The organism is Ornithinimicrobium murale (genome assembly GCF_003352835.1).
Classification (GTDB): Bacteria; Actinomycetota; Actinomycetes; order Actinomycetales; family Dermatophilaceae; genus Ornithinicoccus; species Ornithinicoccus muralis.
In genome coordinates this window covers 175,209-193,432 of sequence record NZ_QLVD01000023.1, presented here as the reverse complement: position 1 = coordinate 193,432, position 18,224 = coordinate 175,209, and the positions used below count along the sequence as shown (strand labels likewise).

14 protein-coding genes are annotated in these 18,224 nt (G+C 72.2%); 9 read left to right on the top strand and 5 right to left on the bottom strand.

Features of this window, described 5'->3' with window-relative positions:
• Positions 1–78 precede the first annotated feature (78 nt).
• The 6 genes from mfd (at position 79) to DPQ65_RS10195 (ending at position 7,785) form a co-directional block, all read left to right on the top strand.
• Positions 79–3,678 carry a transcription-repair coupling factor gene (gene mfd / locus DPQ65_RS10220; protein WP_238146779.1) on the top strand — a complete coding sequence of 1,200 codons (3,600 nt, stop codon included), beginning with the start codon at positions 79–81 and terminating at the stop codon, positions 3,676–3,678.
• 53 nt (positions 3,679–3,731) lie between these two features.
• Positions 3,732–4,949, top strand: a complete 1,218-nt coding sequence (locus tag DPQ65_RS10215; RefSeq protein WP_114907234.1) for a DUF2332 domain-containing protein — start codon at positions 3,732–3,734, stop codon at positions 4,947–4,949.
• Positions 4,950–4,977: 28 nt separating this feature from the next.
• Entirely contained in the window at positions 4,978–5,658 is a 681-nt protein-coding gene (locus DPQ65_RS10210) for a VOC family protein (RefSeq protein WP_114907233.1), read from the top strand.
• A gap of 99 nt (positions 5,659–5,757) precedes the next feature.
• Complete coding sequence (locus DPQ65_RS10205) at positions 5,758–6,471, top strand: ABC transporter ATP-binding protein (protein ID WP_337589683.1); 714 nt, start codon at positions 5,758–5,760, stop codon at positions 6,469–6,471.
• The gene (locus DPQ65_RS10200) at positions 6,468–7,217 is read left to right on the top strand and encodes an ABC transporter permease (RefSeq protein ID WP_114907231.1); all 750 of its coding nucleotides are present in this window, start codon (positions 6,468–6,470) and stop codon (positions 7,215–7,217) included. The genes DPQ65_RS10205 and DPQ65_RS10200 overlap by 4 nt, the downstream gene beginning before the upstream one ends.
• A 34-nt stretch (positions 7,218–7,251) precedes the next feature.
• Positions 7,252–7,785 carry a GNAT family N-acetyltransferase gene (locus DPQ65_RS10195; RefSeq protein WP_114907230.1) on the top strand — a complete coding sequence of 178 codons (534 nt, stop codon included), beginning with the start codon at positions 7,252–7,254 and terminating at the stop codon, positions 7,783–7,785.
• A 16-nt stretch (positions 7,786–7,801) separates the two neighbouring features.
• Here the strand turns inward: DPQ65_RS10195 and DPQ65_RS10190 are convergent, their stop codons facing one another.
• From DPQ65_RS10190 to DPQ65_RS16325, 5 genes are all read right to left on the bottom strand, one after another.
• Complete coding sequence (locus DPQ65_RS10190; protein ID WP_114907229.1) at positions 7,802–8,236, bottom strand: DUF6918 family protein; 435 nt, start codon at positions 8,234–8,236, stop codon at positions 7,802–7,804.
• Positions 8,237–8,331: 95 nt separating this feature from the next.
• Positions 8,332–10,095, bottom strand: a complete 1,764-nt coding sequence (locus tag DPQ65_RS10185) for an ABC transporter ATP-binding protein (protein WP_420330090.1) — start codon at positions 10,093–10,095, stop codon at positions 8,332–8,334.
• 200 nt (positions 10,096–10,295) lie between these two features.
• Positions 10,296–12,239 (bottom strand): ABC transporter transmembrane domain-containing protein, encoded by a 1,944-nt coding sequence (locus DPQ65_RS10180; RefSeq protein WP_114907227.1) that lies wholly within the window; start codon positions 12,237–12,239, stop codon positions 10,296–10,298.
• A gap of 106 nt (positions 12,240–12,345) precedes the next feature.
• Positions 12,346–13,005: a response regulator gene (locus DPQ65_RS10175; protein WP_114907226.1), complete on the bottom strand. Its 660-nt coding sequence runs from the start codon at positions 13,003–13,005 to the stop codon at positions 12,346–12,348.
• Complete coding sequence (locus DPQ65_RS16325; RefSeq protein ID WP_202863080.1) at positions 12,996–14,264, bottom strand: sensor histidine kinase; 1,269 nt, start codon at positions 14,262–14,264, stop codon at positions 12,996–12,998. Before DPQ65_RS16325 ends, DPQ65_RS10175 begins: the two co-directional genes overlap by 10 nt.
• A 197-nt stretch (positions 14,265–14,461) precedes the next feature.
• Between DPQ65_RS16325 and DPQ65_RS10165 the strand changes: the two genes are divergently transcribed.
• From DPQ65_RS10165 to DPQ65_RS10155, 3 genes are read left to right on the top strand one after another with little or no spacing between them, the layout of a single operon-like run.
• Complete coding sequence (locus DPQ65_RS10165; protein ID WP_114907225.1) at positions 14,462–14,770, top strand: hypothetical protein; 309 nt, start codon at positions 14,462–14,464, stop codon at positions 14,768–14,770.
• On the top strand, positions 14,767–15,561 hold the full coding sequence (locus DPQ65_RS10160; protein ID WP_114907224.1) for an ABC transporter ATP-binding protein: 795 nt from the start codon (positions 14,767–14,769) through the stop codon (positions 15,559–15,561). The genes DPQ65_RS10165 and DPQ65_RS10160 overlap by 4 nt, the downstream gene beginning before the upstream one ends.
• Positions 15,558–18,080 (top strand): FtsX-like permease family protein, encoded by a 2,523-nt coding sequence (locus DPQ65_RS10155; protein WP_114907223.1) that lies wholly within the window; start codon positions 15,558–15,560, stop codon positions 18,078–18,080. The genes DPQ65_RS10160 and DPQ65_RS10155 overlap by 4 nt, the downstream gene beginning before the upstream one ends.
• The last annotated feature ends 144 nt before the right edge of the window (positions 18,081–18,224 follow it).

Genomic DNA, 18,224 nt, shown 5'->3' with positions numbered 1-18,224 from the left:
ACCCCGGTCAGTTCCCAGACCGGGGCCATTTGTGTTGCCAGCAGGTCTCTGCCCACGTATGCCGAGAGAGGGCCCCTCGTGAGTCTCACCCCAGTGCTAGCCGGCCTGATCACCGATCCCGGTGCGGCGGCCGTCCTGGCCGCAGCCGACGACCGGGAGCCCCTGGTCGACGTCGCGGTCACGGCCGGGGCGCGCCCTGCCCTGGTGGCCGCGCTGGCCGGGAGGTCACCGCTGCTGGTGGTCACCGCGACGGGCCGGGAGGCCGACGACCTCGCCGCGGCCCTCGCGGAGTTCCTGCCCCGGGAACAGGTCGCCACCTTCCCGAGCTGGGAGACGCTGCCGCACGAGCGGCTCAGCCCCCGCTCGGACACGGTCGGTCAGCGCCTGGCGGTCCTGCGCCGCCTGGCCCACCCGGAGGTGAGCGGGGAGAGCGCCGGTGCCTCGGCATACGGTCCCCTGCAGGTCGTGGTGGCCTCGGCCCGGGCGCTGCTGCAACCGTTCGTGGCCGGTCTGGGCGAGCTGGTGCCCGTGCAGCTGCAGGCGGGGGAGACCCACGTCTTCGAGGAGGTCGTGGAGGCCCTCTCCGCGGCGGCCTACGTGCGCACCGACCTGGTCGAGCGACGCGGTGAGTTCTCCGTGCGCGGCGGCATCCTGGACGTCTTCCCGCCCACCGAGGAGCACCCCCTGCGGGTGGAGTTCTGGGGAGACACCGTCGAGGAGGTTCGCTGGTTCAAGGTCGCCGACCAGCGGTCGCTGGAGATCGCCGAGGGGGGCCTGTGGGCGCCGCCGTGCCGCGAGCTGCTGCTCACCGACCAGGTCCGGGAGCGGGCCGCCGAGCTCGCCGATCAGCTGCCGGGGGTCGCGGACCTGCTGGGCAAGGTGGCCGAGGGCATCGCGGTGGAGGGCATGGAGTCGTTGACCCCGGTCCTGGTGGACTCCATGGAGACGCTGCCGGACGTCCTCGCGGACTCGACCCGCCTGGTCCTGCTCGACCCGGAACGGATCCGGACCCGCGCGCACGACCTGGTGCAGACCAGCCTGGAGTTCCTCGGGGCGAGCTGGGCAAACGCCGTGGCCGGCAATGCCGTGCCGGTCGACCTGCAGGACGTGCTCGGCACGGCCTCCTACTGGTCACTGGGTGACCTGCGGGCGCGGGCGCTGGAGCTGGGCCGGGGCTGGTGGACGATGACCTCCTTCGCCGGCGACCAGGAGCTGGAGGAGTTCACCGAGGACACCGCGGACGAGCCGGTCGCGCGGCAGATCACCGTCGAGTCCAGCGGCGTCGAGGCCTTCCGCAGTGACGCCGGGGCGATCGCGACGGCCCTGCGCGGCTGGCTCGCTGACGGGCAGCAGGTCGTGCTCTCCCTGGAGGGACCGGGTCTGGCCCGGCGGGTCAGCGAGGTGCTCGCCGAGCAGGACGTCCCGCACCGGCTGGTCCCGGGCCTGGAGCGGCTCGAGTCCGATGTCGTGCAGGTCACCACGGGGTCGGTGGGCCGCGGCTTCGTGCTGCCCGGCGCCCGTCTGGTGGTGGTCGGTGAGACCGACCTGACCGGGTCGGTCGGCACCGGGGGCTCGACCAAGGACATGCGCCGTATGCCGTCGCGCCGGCGGGCGCAGGTCGATCCCCTGCAGCTGCGGCCGGGTGACTACGTGGTCCACGAGCAGCACGGCGTGGGCAAGTTCGTCGAGATGGCCCAGCGGCAGGTCCAGGGCGCCGTGCGGGAGTACCTCGTGCTGGAGTACGCCTCCGCCAAGCGGGGGCAACCGGCCGACCGGCTCTATGTGCCGACCGACCAGCTCGACCAGATCACCAAGTACGTCGGGGGTGAGTCCCCGACGCTGAACCGGCTGGGGGGCGCCGACTGGCAGAAGACCAAGTCCCGCGCCCGCAAGTACGTCCGGCAGATCGCCGCGGAGCTGATCCGGCTCTACAGCGCCCGCATGGCGACGCAGGGACATGCCTTCGGGCCAGACACCCCCTGGCAGCGGGAGCTCGAGGACGCCTTTGCGTTCGTGGAGACGACCGACCAGCTCTCCAGCATCGAGGAGGTCAAGGCCGACATGGAGAAGCCGGTCCCGATGGACCGGCTGATCAGTGGCGACGTCGGCTACGGCAAGACCGAGATCGCGGTCCGGGCGGCCTTCAAGGCGATCCAGGACGGCAAGCAGGTCGCGGTGCTGGTGCCGACCACGCTGCTGGTGCAGCAGCACTTCCAGACGTTCACCGAGCGCTATGCCCAGTATCCCGTCGTGGTCCGGGCGCTGTCCCGGTTCCAGTCCGACCGGGAGGCCCGGGAGGTCATCAAGGGCATGGCCGACGGCAGCGTCGACCTGGTCATCGGCACCCACCGGTTGTTGTCGACCTCGGTCACCTTCAAGGACCTGGGGCTGGTCGTGATCGATGAGGAGCAGCGCTTCGGCGTCGAGCACAAGGAGCAGCTCAAGGCGCTGCGCACCAACGTCGACGTGCTGGCCATGTCCGCGACACCGATCCCGCGCACGCTGGAGATGGCGGTCACCGGCATCCGCGAGATGTCGACGCTGGCCACGCCACCGGAGGAGCGGCACCCGGTGCTGACCTTCGTCGGTGGCTATGACGAGAAGCAGATCGCCGCGGCGATCCGGCGCGAGCTGCTGCGCGACGGTCAGGTCTTCTTCGTGCACAACAAGGTGACCTCGATCGAGAAGGTCGCCGCCCGGATCCGCGACCTCGTCCCGGAGGCCCGGGTCGCCACCGCCCACGGCCAGATGGGGGAGCACCAGCTCGAGCAGGTCGTCGTCGACTTCTGGGAGGGTGCCTTCGACGTGATGGTCTGCACCACGATCGTGGAGACCGGTCTGGACATCTCCAACGCCAACACCCTCATCGTGGATCGCGCCGACCAGTTCGGCCTGTCCCAGCTGCACCAGCTGCGCGGCCGCGTCGGCCGGGGCCGCGAGCGGGCCTACGCCTACTTCCTCTACCCGCCGGAGAAGCCCCTGACCGAGACCGCGGTCGACCGGCTGCAGACCATCGCCGCCAACACCGACCTGGGCGCGGGCATGGCCGTGGCGATGAAGGACCTGGAGATCCGCGGCGCCGGCAACCTGCTCGGAGGCGAGCAGTCCGGCCACATCAACGGGGTGGGCTTCGACCTCTACATCCGGCTGGTCGGTGAGGCGGTCGCTGGCTTCAAGGGAGAGAAGGACGAGACACCGGCCGAGATCAAGATCGAGCTGCCGGTTGATGCGCACCTTCCCCACGAGTACATCCCCGGCGAGCGGTTGCGCCTGGAGGCCTACACCAAGTTGGCCCGGGTCACCGACGAGGCGGAGCTGGCCGAGATCGAGGCCGAGCTGGTCGACCGCTACGGCCCCCCGCCGGAGCCGGTGCAGACCCTCCTCGAGGTGGCCCGGTTGCGCACACTGGCGCGCCGCGCCGGCATCAGCGACATCTCGGTCCAGGGCTCGACCATCCGGTTCGGCCCGGTGGAGCTGCGCGAGAGCCAGCAGCTGCGGCTCAACCGGTTGTTCCCAGGCACCATCCTCAAGGCGGCCACCCGCACTGTCCTGGTGCCAGTGCCCAAGACCGCGCGGATCGGCGGCAAGGTGCTGCGGGACAAGGAGATCCTGGACTGGGCCAGCGTCCTGATCAAGCAGGTGCTGCTGGACGAGCTGACGGCGGTCACCTCGGCCTGACCGGCCGAGGGACACCTGACCGGCCGAGGGACACACCTGGCAGGCTGGGCGCCATGAGCAGCAGCGCCCGCACGGGCTGGGGACGTCAGGTCGAGCTGATCGGTCAGCAGGCAGTGGCCTGCCGGGCGCTCGGCTCGCCGTTCTATGGCCACCTGCTGGAGCAGGTGGCGCAGGACCTGTCCCGTGGCGGGCCGACCGCCACCGTGCTGGCCGGACACGAGGACGACCCCGGCCCCTCCGCCCTGGCGCTGCGCCTGATGGCGGCCGTGCACCGTCTCGTGCTGACCGGAGGTGCTCCGGCCCTGGCGGCGCACTACGCGAGCGTCGGAGGGGACGGCTCCGCGGCGGCGGCGTGGCCCGCGCTGCGCGGCGTGCTGGAGGAGCTCGGGCAGGACATCCGGGAGCGGCTCGGGTCCCCGCCCCAGACCAACGAGGTGGGACGCTCAGCCGCACTGTTCGGGGGTCTGCTGCAGGTTCTGAGCCGGGCCCAGCACCCCGACCTGCCGGTGCGGCTCCTGGAGATCGGCGCATCGGCCGGGCTGAACCTCCTGGCCGATCACTTCACCTACCGGGTCGCTGAGGGTGGAGGCTGGCCGGCAGCGGGAGGAGCCCCGGTGGACGGCCCGGCGGACGGTGTGGCTGACGGCATGGCGGACGGTGTGGCGGACGGTGTGGCTGACGGCATGGCGGACGGTGTGGCGGACGCGGACCCCGATGCCAGGCCGACCACGGTGGTGCTGGACCCGGCCTGGGAGAGCCGGCCCCTCGGCATACCGACTGCCGTTGAGGTGGTCGAGCGCCTGGGCTGCGACCTCGCCCCCATCGACCCGCGCTCGCAGGACGGTGCCCTCGACCTGTTGAGCTGTGTGTGGCCCGACCAGACGCACCGGCTGAGCCGGCTGCGTGGCGCCCTGTCCCTGGCCCAGGAGCACGAGGTGAGGCTGGAGCGTGCGGGCGGTGGGGACTTCCTGGACCGGCTGGAGCTGCGGGAGAGTCACCACACGGTGGTGTGGCACTCGGTGATGTGGCAGTACGTGCCGGCCGAGGAGCAGGAGCGCATGCTCGACCGGCTCGCCGCGCTCGGCGCCGAGGCGGATCCGGAGCGGACACTGACGCACCTGGCGTTCGAGCCCCGGCGCCTGGAGCCGGGCGGGCCACACCGCTTCCTCGTCGCGGCCACCACCTGGCCGGGCGGCACGGAGCGACTGCTGGGTGAGGCACCGCCCCACGGGGTGCCGGTGCGCTGGGGCGATCCGCGGACCCTCGCCTGACCGCGGTGCTCCGTGGGACGCTGGCAGCATGACCGTTCACGACGAGGTGACGCCCTACGACGCGACGCATGCCGAGGGGCTGGGCGACTGGCGCTATCTGCTCGGTGAGCTCGTCGCCCGGTTCGACATCGGCAGCCCGGCGGAGGGCGCCGCCCTCGCGGTCGCGATCACCGCGGCCGGGGACCGGATGCACCACCATCCGGAGGTGGACCTGCGTCCGGACCACATCGTGGTCCGCACGCGCACCGAGGCGGTGGACGGCCTGACCCAGCAGGACCTGGACCTGGCCCGGGCCGTCAGTGCCGTGGCGGACGACGCGGGCACTGCGGCGCGCCCGGGCCGTCTGGCCACGCTGGAGATCGGCATCGACACGGTCGACGCCGCGGCCATCCGCCCGTTCTGGACGGCGGTCCTCGGCTACGAGGCGGACGGGCGTGGCGACCTGCGGGATCTTGCCGGCCACCTCCCGGACCTCTGGTTCCAGGACATGGATCCGCCGCGCACCGACCGCAACCGGATCCACTTCGACCTGACGCTGCCCCACGATGTCGCCGAGCAGCGGGTCGCCGCGGCTCTGGCCGCTGGAGGCCGCCTGGTCTCGGACGGTCGTGCCCCCGCGTTCTGGGTGCTGGCCGACGCGGACGGCAACGAGGTCTGCCTCTGCACCTGGCAGGCGCGGTCCACCAGCGGGGAACCCGCCAGCCACTGACTCGCGGTCCTGGTGCGGTGGGTCTAGCGTGGTCCGGTGGCGCCCGTGGGATGCCGCGTGCCGTGTCCACAGGGATGTCGACCCGGAAGGAGGGCCGTGGTGGAGCCGGTCGTTGAGGTGGCAGACCTGCGGGTCACGCGTGGCGGGCGCGAGGTCCTGCACGGCCTGGACCTCACCGTCGGTGCCGGGGAGCTGGTCGGGATCGTCGGGCCGTCCGGGGGCGGCAAGTCGACGCTGATGCGAGCGATCGTGGGGGTCCAGAGCGGTGTGGAGGGAACGCTGCGCGTCCTGGGGCAGCAGGCCGGGAGTCCTGGGGTGCGCGGGCGGGTCGGTTATGTGACGCAGGTGGGGGCGATCTACAGCGACCTGACGGCCCGGGAGAACCTGGAGTTCTTTGCCGCCATCCACGGCGTGGGTGCCGATCAGGTCAGGCAGGTGCTGGCGACCGTGGACCTCGCGGAGGCGGGTGACCAGGTGGTGGGCACGATGTCCGGGGGCCAGCAGTCGCGGGTGTCCCTGGCCACTGCTCTGCTCGGTGACCCATCGCTGTTGGTGCTCGACGAGCCGACGGTCGGCCTGGACCCGGTGCTGCGCCGCTCCCTGTGGGCCACCTTCGCCGATCTGGCCGCCGGCGGGGCCGGGGTGCTCGTGTCCACCCACGTGATGGACGAGGCCGAGCGCTGTGACCGCATCGCGCTGCTGCGCGAGGGGCGGGTGCTGGCTGCCGGGACACCCAGCGAACTGCTCGAACGCACCGGTGCGGGGTCGGTCGAGGGGGCCTTCCTGGCCCTGATCGACGAGGCCGCCGCATGAGTCCACGCATCACGCTCGCGGTGGCCCGCCGGGTGATCCGTCAGCTCCGTCGTGACCCGCGCACCATCGCGCTGCTCCTGTTCGTGCCCTGCCTGGTGCTCCTGTTGTTGTGGTGGGTCTTCTCCGAGGTGGCCGGTGGCAACATCATCGACACCTTCGGTCCGGCCCTGATCGCGTTCATGCCGTTCACCGTCATGTTCATCGTCACGTCGGTCACCATGCTGCGCGAGCGCACCGCCGGCACGTTGGAACGGATGCTGGCCATGCCCACGGGCCGCGCCGACATCCTGCTCGGCTACGCCCTGGCCCTGCTCTCCGTCTGCCTGGTGCAGGCGGCGCTGGTGATCGGGCTGGGCGTTGGGCCACTCGGCATGGAGGTCGGCGGTCCGGTCTGGGCCCTGCTGCTCGTGGCGCTGGCCGACTCCTTTCTCGGCACGGCGCTCGGCCTGGCCGTGTCGGCCTTCGCGCGCACCGAGTTCCAGGCCGTGCAGTTCATGCCGGCACTGGTCTTCCCGCAGCTGCTGCTGTGTGGGCTGTTCGTGCCGCGGGAGACCATGCCGGGCGCCGCGCAGGCGATCTCCGACTTCCTGCCGTTGACCTATGCCATCGAGGCGATGCAGGGAGTCCAGGCCGGTGCGGACGGGCACGTGGCGGACGGCACCTGGACCGACCTGCTCATCGTGGTCGGCATTGCGGTCGTCGTGCTCGCCCTGGGGACGCTGACCCTGCGTCGCCGCACCGACTGAGAGCGAGGAGCCCGGGACGCGGAATGATGGTGCGGTGACCATCACCCTCCGCTCTCGCCACCCGGACGATCTGCTGGGCCTGGGCGTGGACCTGCTGGAGCAGCAACCGCGCACCCGCTATCCGTTCCGGAAGCCACTGCCGGTCTCGACCGAGGAGTTCCTCCACGCCGAGGACGCCCTGGGTGCCCTCGTGGCGCAGCAGGAAAGTGACGTGATCGGTCACGTCTGCTGGGTCGGGCCCCTCAGCGGGAGCGACACGGTCAACCAGGCGTGTGCTGGTGCCGCCGGTGTCGCGACCGAACGCCTCGCCTGGGTCTCGGCCCTGTTCACGGCCGAGCGAGCCCGCGGGTCGGGAGCGGGGCGCCTGCTGCTCGAGGGGGCGGTCCAGGGCATCCGGGATGCCGGTCGCATGCCGTGTCTGGAGGTGCTGCCGCACCATGGGGCCGCCCGCCAGCTCTACCTGCGCTCCGGCTGGCGTGACGTGACGACGGTCCGGCCTCTGTGGCTGACCTCCGTGGTGGGTGATGAAGGGCCGGACGTGCACGTCATGCTCCACGATCCGGTGTGAGGGGCCGCCTCAGGTGTCAGTTCGCCTGGCTCTCGATCGTGGCACCGACCCGCGGGAGAGCCGCGACCACATTGTCCTTGGCCTTCCCGCGCAGCGAGCCGTAGACCTTCTTGACGACGCTGTTCCTGGTGCCGCCCACCTCGCGGTCGGTGACGGCGAGCAGGGCCTCTGCGGCCTCGTGGTCCCGCGCGACCAGCACGTCGGCGAAGGGCCGATCCCCCCGCTCCTGCCAGAACGGATCCAGGGCAGTGGCAAATCCGGGCAACAACGCGTTGACTGCCTTGGCCACGAACCCCTCGGAGACCCTGGTCACTGCCGCATATCCCGTCTTGATGATGCGGCCGCCGATGCCGGACTTGCTGGCCACCTCGGCGTCAACCACGTCGACCAGGGCCTTCACCACGGTGGGGCGGCGGGTGGGCTCGAGCAAGGTCTGCTGCAGGGAACTCATGGGCTCAGCGTAAGTTCCCTGTCGTGCTGCCGTGCGCCCGGTCGTCCTGGGGGGACGCCACGCCGCGCGTCCGGTCGCCCTTCGCCCACCCCGCCTCAGGTCGTCCAGGCCCGCCAGAGCGCGGCGTACTCACCGTCCAGGGCGACCAGCTCGTCGTGGCTGCCGAGCTCGGCGACCCGTCCGTCGATGACGACCGCGATCCGGTCGGCGTCGTGGGCGGTGTGGAGCCGGTGCGCGATCGCCACGACAGTCCGCTCGGAGAGCAGGGCGTTCATCGACCCCTCCAGGGTGCGGGCCGTGTGCGGGTCGATCAGCGAGGTTGCCTCATCCAGCACGATGGTGTGCGGGTCGGCCAGGATCAGGCGGGCCAGCGCCACCTGCTGGGCCTGGCCCGGCGTCAGCTCCTGCGAGCCGGAGCCGATCCGTGCATCCAGTCCGCCCGGGAGCCGTTGCACCCAGTCCCAGGCGCCGACGGCGCGCAGGGCCGCCTCCACCGCAGCATCGGTGGAGCCCTCGCGGGCCAACACGATGTTGTCGCGCATGGTGCCGATGAAGACGTGGTGCTCCTGCGTGACCAGCGCCACCTCGCGGCGCAACTGGTCGAGGGGGAGCGAGGTCAGCTCGACACCACCGACGGTGACCGAGCCCGTGCGGGGACGGTGGATGCCGGCCAACAGCCGGCCCAGGGTCGACTTGCCCGAGCCGCTGGGGCCCACGATGGCGAGACGTTCCCCCGGCCGCAGGTCCAGGTCGATGCCGTGCAGCACGTCATGGCCGGGCCGGTAGGCATAGCGCAGGTCCGCGCCGGTCAGCGTGGCGTCAGCCGGCTCGTCCTGGCCCTCGTCCCGGTCCGGAGGAACGGTGGCGATGCCCAGCAGGCGGGTCGTGGAGGCGACACCGACCTGCACGTTGTCCAGGGTGTGCACGAGCATGTCGAAGGGGCCCCACAGCGCCTCGGTGTAGAGGACGGCGGTGGTGATCTGCCCGATGGTGACCCATTCCTGGGAGTAGCCCACGGCGCCCACCGTCAGCACCAGGACCCGCGGCAGGCTGAAGGCCAGGTCCATGATCAGGAACAACAGGTTGCGCAACGTGATGCCGTAGCGCTCCGCCTGGGCGGACACCTCGATGTCGTCGTCGCCGATGCGCTTGCGCCGGCCGCCGATCTCCAGTGCCTCGACCGTCCGGGCTCCCTCGACGGTCTCGGTGAGGTGGGTGTTGATGCGCGAGTAGGTCCCGCCCTCGGTCAGGTAGCCGTTGGGCGCCCGCTTGAGATAGCGGCGCACCTGCAGCAGCGAGATCGCCAACAGGGCGAGTGACGGCACGGCCAGCAGCCAGCTGTTGACGATCATCGCCGCCAGGGTCGCGATCACGGTGGTGCCGGCCACGATGACCTGCGGCAGTGCCCAGCGCACCGTCTCGCTCATCGTCCCGACGTCACGGGTGACGCGGGTGACCAGGTCACCGGAGCTGGCGCTCTCCACCCGGGACAGCGGCAGGCGCAGGATCGCACGCACCACGAACTCCCGCGCGGACGCGAGGATCCCCTGGCCAAGCACGGCGGAGGCGCTCTTGGCGGCCAGGGTCAGCAACGCCTGCAGCACGACGATGCCAGCCACGATCAGAGCGACCGAGTCGGCCGTGGCCAGTGCCGCACTCGTGCGACCGGCCTCGACGTCGGCCACGGTGCTGTCGACCAACCGGCCCAGCCACCAGGGCACGAGCAGTCCGGCCACCGCGGCCAGTGCGTTGCCCAGGACCACAGCGACCACCCAGAGGCGTCGCTCACCCAGGAGCCGGCCGATGAACCGGATGACCTGCCGGGGCGCCGCGATCGGCAGCCCCTTGGTCGAGCTCATCGTGTCGGCGACGAACTCCGCGGCCCGACGCTCGCGCAGCAGGTGCCGACGGCGCAGCGCGGCAACACGCTCGGACATGGTCGCCGTCGTCGGCGGCACGAGCTCCTCGGGGATGGCGGGTCCGTGCTGCTCGGCCGCGTCCCAGGTGCGCGCCGACTCAGCCGCCAGCTCGGGTGGCAGCAGGGGAGTCTGCAGTGTGCTCACAGCACCTCCTGGGGGGCGGGTCGGGTCTTCGTGTGGTGGGTGTCGGGGCGGGTGTCGTCGCGCTCGGCCGGGTCGATCGTGGCCGCCTCCTCGCCCCGGACCACAACGGCCCGGTATGCCGAGCGGTCGGCGAGCAGGTCGGCGTGCGTCCCGCGGGCGGTCACCAGCCCGTCCTGCAGGAGGACGACCTCATCGGCGTGGTGCAGCAGCAGCGGGGAGGCAGTCATCACCACGGTGGTGCGACCCTCCCGGACGGTCCCGAGGCGCTCAGCGATCCGGGCCTCGGTGTGGGCGTCCACGGCCGAGGTCGGCTCGACGAGGACCAGGACCTCCGGGTCGGCGGCCAGCGCCCGCATCAGGACCAGCCGCTGGCGCTGCCCGCCGGAGAGCCCGCGGCCGCGCTCGTCGAGCTCTCCGGCCCAGCCGCCCGGGACGGCGTCGAAGACGTCGTCGGCGGAGGCGGCCCACAGCGCTGCCTCGGCGGCCCCCCGGTCGAGCCGACCGTGCGGGTCGATCGCCGAGCGCAGGGTGCCGGCGAACAGGTGCGGGCTCGTGTCGCTGACCAGGATGCGGGAGCGCACCTCGTCCAGTTCCACGTCCCCGAGGTCGACGTCGCCGACGCGCACGCCCCAGGCCTGACGGGCGCGCTCCTCGTCGCGGACGGCCTGCTCGGCGCGGGCGATGACGCGCCGGGCGCGCTCCCGCCGGGCTGCTCGACCCTTGAGGTCCTCGGGCAGCTCCAGGCCGATCCGGGCGTCCTGCTCCTCGGGCAGGTAGCGGCCAAGACGGTCGGCCAGCGCCGCGGAGTCGTCGGGCACCCCAGACACGACCATCGTCAGCAGGCCCGGCGTGATCACCAGGCCCGAGGCGTCGTCCGTGATCGGTGCATCGTGCGGCAGCTCCCGCGGAGCGGCTGGTGGCACCCACGGCGGCCGCTGCTCCAGCACGGCGATGGCCTTGCGCGCCGACACCACCGAGCGGGTCATCTTTTGCGCGAACTCCACAAAGGTGCGCATCGGCTGGATCAGGAACAGGCCATAGCCCAGGATGCTGATGAGCTGGCCCACGCTGAGCTGGCCAGCCACGACCTCGCGGACACCGACCCACATGAGGGCGACCACGAAGGTGCCGCTGAGTAGCACGCCGACCGCCTCGACGGCGGCCTGCCACGCTCCTGCGGAGACGCCGGACTGGCGGACCCGCTGGGACTGCCGGGCGTAGTTGCCGCCGAAGGTGCCCTCACCACCGATCCCGCGCAGGATCCGCAGGCCGCCGACGATGTCGGTGGCCTGCGAGGTCAGCTCGGAGTTGCGGGACCGCTCGATGCCCTGCCAGCGCTGCATCGGGCGCAGCAGTGGCATGCCGCAGACAACCAGCAACGGAGCGGAGAGCAGCACCAGCCCGCCCATCGTGGGGCTGATGGTGAGGACGATGACGGCCACGCACAGGAAGGCGACGAACTCGGACAGTGCCCGGGTGACGATCTCGATGAACCCACCGAACTGGTCGCTGTCGCTGCCCGACACCGAGAGCACCTCGCCGGTGGGGGTGCGGCGCGGCAGGATATGGCCGAGCTGCAGTGTCTTGCGGGTGACCAGCTTGGTGGTGCCGTAGAGCGCCACGAGCCACTCGCGCACGATCACCGTGTGGTAGACCGTGCCGCTCAGGCCACCCACGACGGTGATGACCAGCAGGATCAGCGCCCACTGAAGGAAGGCGCCGGAGTCACCGCCGACGATGCCGTCGTCGATGGCCCGGCCCACCAGCCAGGGACCGAGCACCTGGGGGAGCATCCACACCAGGGCGATGCCCACGCCGGCCAGCGCGAGCGTGCCCTCGAGCCGGATCATCCACCAGAGGAAGTGCCTCGGGCTGCGGGTGTCCGGCGCGGCGTCGTCGCGTGCTGAGTAGGCCCGGATCTCGGGCGGAAAGTCTTGCATGGCTTGGTCAAGAGTACGGTCGTTCGCAGGACGCTGACCACCGATTATCACCGTGCCGGGCGCACGGGTCCCCGCGGCGGCGGGCAAACCCTTGGCGGGCCGGCGGTCAGGTCGCCCCGCTGGTCGCCTCGAGGTGGCGCAGAACCGCCGCAACCCGGCGGTCGCTGTCCGCTCCGACCGGCAGGTCGAGCTTGGCAAAGATGTTGCGGATGTGCTTGTGCACCGCGTGGTCGGTGATCCACAGCCGCTGGGAGATCGCGGCGTTGCCCAGACCCTCGGCCATCAGGCCCAGCACCTCGCGCTCGCGGTGGGTCAAGGCCGCCAGGTGGTCGGCTGCCCGTCGCCGCGCGAACAGCTGGGCCACCACCTCCGGGTCGATCGCGGTGCCCCCGCCCGCCACCCGGCGCAGGGCCTCCAGGAAGGTCGCGACCCGTCCCACGCGTTCCTTGAGCAGATAACCGAGGCCCCGGGCGCTGCCGACGAGCAGGTCGGTGGCGAAGCCCTGCTCGACGTGGGCGGAGAGCACGAGCACCGCGAGGTCCGGCTGGTCCCGTCGGGCCGCCACAGCGGCGCGGATGCCCTCGTCGGTGTGGGTGGGCGGCATCCGGACGTCCACGATGGCCACCTGGGGCCGGTGCTCGGTGACGGCGTCGAGGAAGGTTGCCCCGTCCCCGACGGCCGCTACGACGTCCAGGCCCTCGCCGCCCAACAACAGGACCAGCCCTTCCCGGAGCAGGGCGTCGTCCTCGGCGACCACTATCCGCATGGGAGCACCACCCGCAGCAGTGTCGGACCGCCGGCCGGACTGTGCACCTCGAGCGTGCCGTCGTGGGCCTCCACCCGGTCGCGGATGCCGGTGAGGCCGGACCCCTGCCCGACGGTGGCTCCTCCGACGCCGTCGTCGGCGACCTCGACCCACAGGTGGTCACCGCGCTGCTGCACCGTGACGATTGCGTCGCGTGCCGTGCTGTGCCGCGTGACATTGGTGAGGGCCTCGGCCACGGCGTAGTAGGCGACCGCCTCGATCGACACGGGGAGCCGGGTCGGCACCGTGACGTCGACGCGCGTCGGCACCGCGCACTGGGCGGCCAGGGCGGCCAGGGCACCGGGCAGTCCGTCGGCCTCGAGAGCCGGGGGCAGGATACTGCGCACCACCGAGCGCAGCTCGGCCAGGGCGAGCTCCGCGCCGTCCTGCACCCGCTCCAGGAGGGGCTCGGCGCTCGCAGGGTCCCGCGCCAGCGCCTGGCGGGCCGCCCCCGCCAGCACGGTGACGGCGACCAACCGGTTCTGGGTGCCGTCATGCAGAGCGCGCTCGATGCGGCGCAGCTCCACCGCGTGGGCATCGAGCGCGGCAGCCCGGGTCGCGCCGAGCCGGGCGACGAGGGCGGTCAGGTCCTGGTCGGGGTGTGGGACGAGCAGGCGCCGCCCGGGTGCCGCCTGGCCACGCGCCAGCTGCGGGGTCAGGAGCAGCCAGAGCAGGGCCCAGACGATGCCGGTGACCACGCCCCATCGGGCCGCGCCCCACGTGTCCACGGCCACGAACCCGCCGAGGACGGTGGCCTGGCCCGGCGCCAGCTGCCACCACAACGGGGTGCTGAGCTCCTGCAGCGCGTTGGAGAGCATCTCCAGCGGCAGCAGGCCAAGGAGGAGCCCCACCGTGGCGTGGAGGAGGAGCCACCCCAGGTCCCGCCGAGTGCTGACCTCGGACCGGACGTCGCGCAGCACCTGCCCCCAGCCCCGCGGGAGGGGGCCATAGGGCGAGACCGTCGCGTGCCCCATCGCCGTCAGCCGACGCCGTTCCAGGTCTGCCACCCAGCGCAGCAGGCGCAGCGCCGGGCCGACCAGCAGCAGCCCGAGGCCGATCAGGCACAGGGCCGCGACCAGGAGCAGGACCACGACGGTCAGCAGGGCGAGCAGGGCCGTGCCCAGGCCGAGCACCAGCCACTGGGTTGCCACCGCGGCTGCGACCACCCAGGACCGAAGGATCGCTAGGAGCCCGGGGCGCGGGAGGGCACCGGTCGACACGGCTCCTCCTCGGCTGCGGTGGTGGCTGGGCCAGCCCAACGTATGCCGTGGGGCACGCCAGCGTCCACGTCACCCACCCCTGGGATGCAGAAGGTAGCGCCTGCTGCACCCTCGATCGGGTAGCTCGCAGGATGGTTTCGGGTGATCACGGTTCCTAGCGTGGAGAGCACGCCATCCGCACGGACCAGGAGTCACTCGTGAACGACCCGTACCGCCTCACCGACGCCCCGCACCACCACGGCGGCAACCTGCCATCTGCCACCAGGACACCGGGTGTCGCCGGAGACCGTGGCACCACCCTGCCATCCGCCACCAGGACACCGGGTGCCGCCGGAGACCGTGGCACCACTCTCCTCTGGGTCGCGCTGGCCCTGTGCGCCGCACTGAATGCCGTGTTCTCGGTGGCCAGCCCGGGCAACCTGCTGCCCTCCCTGGCCTTCGGTGTCGCCGCGCTGGGCTGCATCGGGTTGCTCGTGGCCCGCTATCTCGGGCGGAGGCAGCCATGAGCACCGGGCCAACCCTGCGGGCGCCTGTCCAGCAGGCCGACAGGGGCCCGGACGTCGCGGTGCGACTGGACTCGGTGAGCAAGGTGTTCCGGCGCGGCGGCGAGGTCCGCGCACTGGACGGGGTCTCGCTGTCCGTGCCCCGCGGGGCCTTCCTCGCCGTGATGGGCCGTTCGGGCTCCGGCAAGAGCACCCTGCTGCACGTCGCTGCTGGGCTCGACGTGCCCAGCAGTGGCTCGGTCTGGATCGGCGGGACGGAGGTGAGCCGGCTCCGGGAGACGCCCCGCACCCGCTTCCGCCGAGACCGCGTCGGGTTCGTCTTCCAGGCCTACAACCTGGTGCCCTCGCTGACCATCGAGGAGAACATCACCCTCCCCCTGCGACTGGCCGGTGCGAACCTGGACCGCGCCTGGGTCGGCACGCTGGTCGAGCGGACGGGGCTGGTCGACCTGCTGCGCCGGCTGCCGGGCGAGCTCTCGGGGGGCCAGCAGCAGCGGGTGGCCATCGCGCGAGCCCTGGCGCCCCGACCCGCCGTGGTCTTTGCCGATGAGCCCACCGGTGCCCTCGACCTGGCCACGGGCCAGGGCGTGCTTGGGCTGTTGCGCGAGATGGTCAGCGACTACGGCCAGACCGTGGTGATGGTCACTCATGACCCCGTCGCGGCTGCCTCCGCGCACGACACCGTGGTGATGGCCGACGGGCGGATCCGTGAGGTGCTGCGCGCACCCGACGTCGAGGTCCTGGCTGATCAGCGACGTCCGCCTGAGCCTCACACGGTGGGTGCGCACCGATGAGGCACCGCCTGCCGCACCGCGCCAGCGAGGTGCTGGCCATCGTGACGGCCGTTCTGATCGGCTCGGTCCTGGCCAGCCTCTGCCTGGTGCTCCTGGAGACCGGTCTGCGCTCACCGGTGCCGCCGCAACGTCTCGGGTCGATTGACCTGGTGGTCGGCGGCGAGCAGAGTGTCCCTCGCGCAGAGGACCTCGACATCGCCCTACCCGAGCACGTCGGCGTGCCGACACACCTGATCCGGGAGGTCGCCAACGTGCCCGGCGTCACCGCCGCGGCGGGCGATGTGAGCTTCCCGGCCGCCGTCAGCGACGGTGCCGGTGGCTTCCAGCCCGCTCCTGACCCGCGCAGGGCCGGACACGGCTGGGACTCGTTGCTGGGGGAGATCGACCTGGTGGGACAGGCGCCGCGCGGTGCCCACGACGTGGTGCTCGATGAGATGACGGCAGCAGCCGCCGGGGTGTCCGTCGGCGAACGGGTGGAGGTGGCCCTCGGGGGAGAGCCACGCACGATGCATCTGTCCGGAGTGGTCGACCGGGCCGGGACGACCGACAACTCGGGGGCAGCCAGTGGGGTGCCCGGCACGATCTTGGTCAGTGATGACCTGGCCCGAACGCTGTCGCCGCTGGCCGCGGACACAGTGGACCTGATCACGGCCTCGACCGAACCCGGGAGCGACCCAGCCGTGGTTGCCGACCGGGTGCAGCAGGCGGTCGGCCCGGAACTGGTGGTCAGCTCCGGAGCAGATCTCGGCTCGGCCGAGCGCCCAGCGGCCGCGGTCACCGCCGGGATGCTTGTGCTCCTCGTGCTCTCCGCGGGCGGGGTGGTGGTGCTCCTGGTCGGTTTCATCACCGGCGGCGCGGTCTCGGTCCTGGCCGCCAACAGGGCGCGGGAACTGGCCCTGTTGCGGGCGGTCGGCGCCACTCCGGCCCAGGTTCGGTCCCTGCTGGCGCGGCACGCGAGCACCGTCGTTCTGGCCTCCTCGGCGACGGGAGTGGCCGCAGGCTATGGGCTGGCCTGGTGGTCCCAGGACGCGCTGGTGGGTCTGGGGATCCTGGTCATCGGCCAGGAGGTCAGCTGGAGCCCGTGGCCTGCGCTGGCGACGGTGCTGCTGCTGTGGGGCGTCATGCAGGTGGCGGCCCGGGCCGCCTCGTGGCGGGTGTCCACACTGCCAGCCACCACGGCGGTCATCGAGACGCAGTCCGAGCCGCGGGCCGGAGGTCCGCTCCGCACACGGGCCGGTGCCGTCCTGCTGGTGCTGGCGCTGGGGACGGCGCTAGCACCGCTGGTCACCCGCACCGAGGCGGCCATCATCGGAGCCGCATCGGGCGCGCTCCTGGCCGGCATCGGCGTCGTCCTGGCCGCGCCAGCGGTCGTGCGTCGAGGTGCCGGGTGGCTCGCCCCACGGCAGCGCAGCGTCAGTGGGTGGCTCGCCGTGCGCAACAGCGGGAGCTTTGCCGTGCGGACCGGAGGAGCCCTGGCCGTCCTCGCCGTGGCGGTCGGGCTCACCGTGACTCAGGTCTTCACGACGACCACGCTCTCGTCGGTCGCGGCCCACGAGGCCCGAGCGAGCACGATCGCGACCGCCCAGGTCACGGCCGACCCGGTCGGTGGCGTGCCCGAGGGGCTCGTCGAGGAGATTGCGCGCCTGCCATCGGTGTCGGCGGCGGTTCCGGTGCTGCGGACCAGCGGCGTGCGCACCACCAGCGACGGCACGCAGGCTCTCACCGGTGCCGAGCCCGAGCAGATCCTGGCGGTCGGTCCCGGCGCCGACGAGGTGCTCGATCTCGGCGTCGTCGATGGCACGCTGACTGATCTGGCGGGTGACACGGTGGCGGTGGCTACCAGCCTCGGCTGGCCACACGGCATACAGGTGGGGGACACCCTGCCGCTCGCGCTCGCCGACGGCACGCGCGTGGAGCCCACCGTGGTGGCGACCTACCGCCACGGCTTCGGGTTCGGCACGGTCGTCGCCTCGCGTGATCTCGTGCCGGCCGCGGCCGGACCCGTCGACTCCGTCCTGGTCCGGGGGGAGGACCCGGGCGCCGTGGAGCGCGACCTGAGCGCGCTCGTCGCAAGCCACCCCGGCCTCGAGACGAGCGATCCGCTCGCCCGGGCGGGCACGGCCACCCAGGATCCCACGGTGTGGATCAGCCTCGGGGCGTCCGTGGTGCTCTTCGGCTACCTGCTGCTCGGGGTCGCCAACCGGTTGGTGGCCACCACCTTGCGTCGTCGGCGCGAGTGGCAGCTGCTCGAGTCCCTGGGGGCGACCCACGGACAGTTATGGGCCATGGTCGCGGCCGAGACCGGCCTGATCGCCCTCGGGGCAACCGCCGCGGGCCTGGTCATCTCCCTGGTGCCCATGAGCCTAGTGGCCCTGGGGTTCCTCGGCACGCCGTGGCCGCAGGGACCCCTGTGGGTGGTCGCGGCCATCGTCCTCGTGGTCACGGCGACCGCTGCTGTCGCCACGCTGGTGCCGACCCGCCACCTGCTGCGAGCCAGGGGAGCGCTGGTCCTGCCATGATCAGACCCATGACCAGCGGGTTCGCCGCCACCTTCGAGGACTACTTCGCGTCACGCAGGACCCCGATGGCACCGCTCAGTCGTGGCCGCGGTTTTGTGTGCAGGGGCACGCATTCAAGCGGCCGCAGCCGACTCTCCTTCGTGG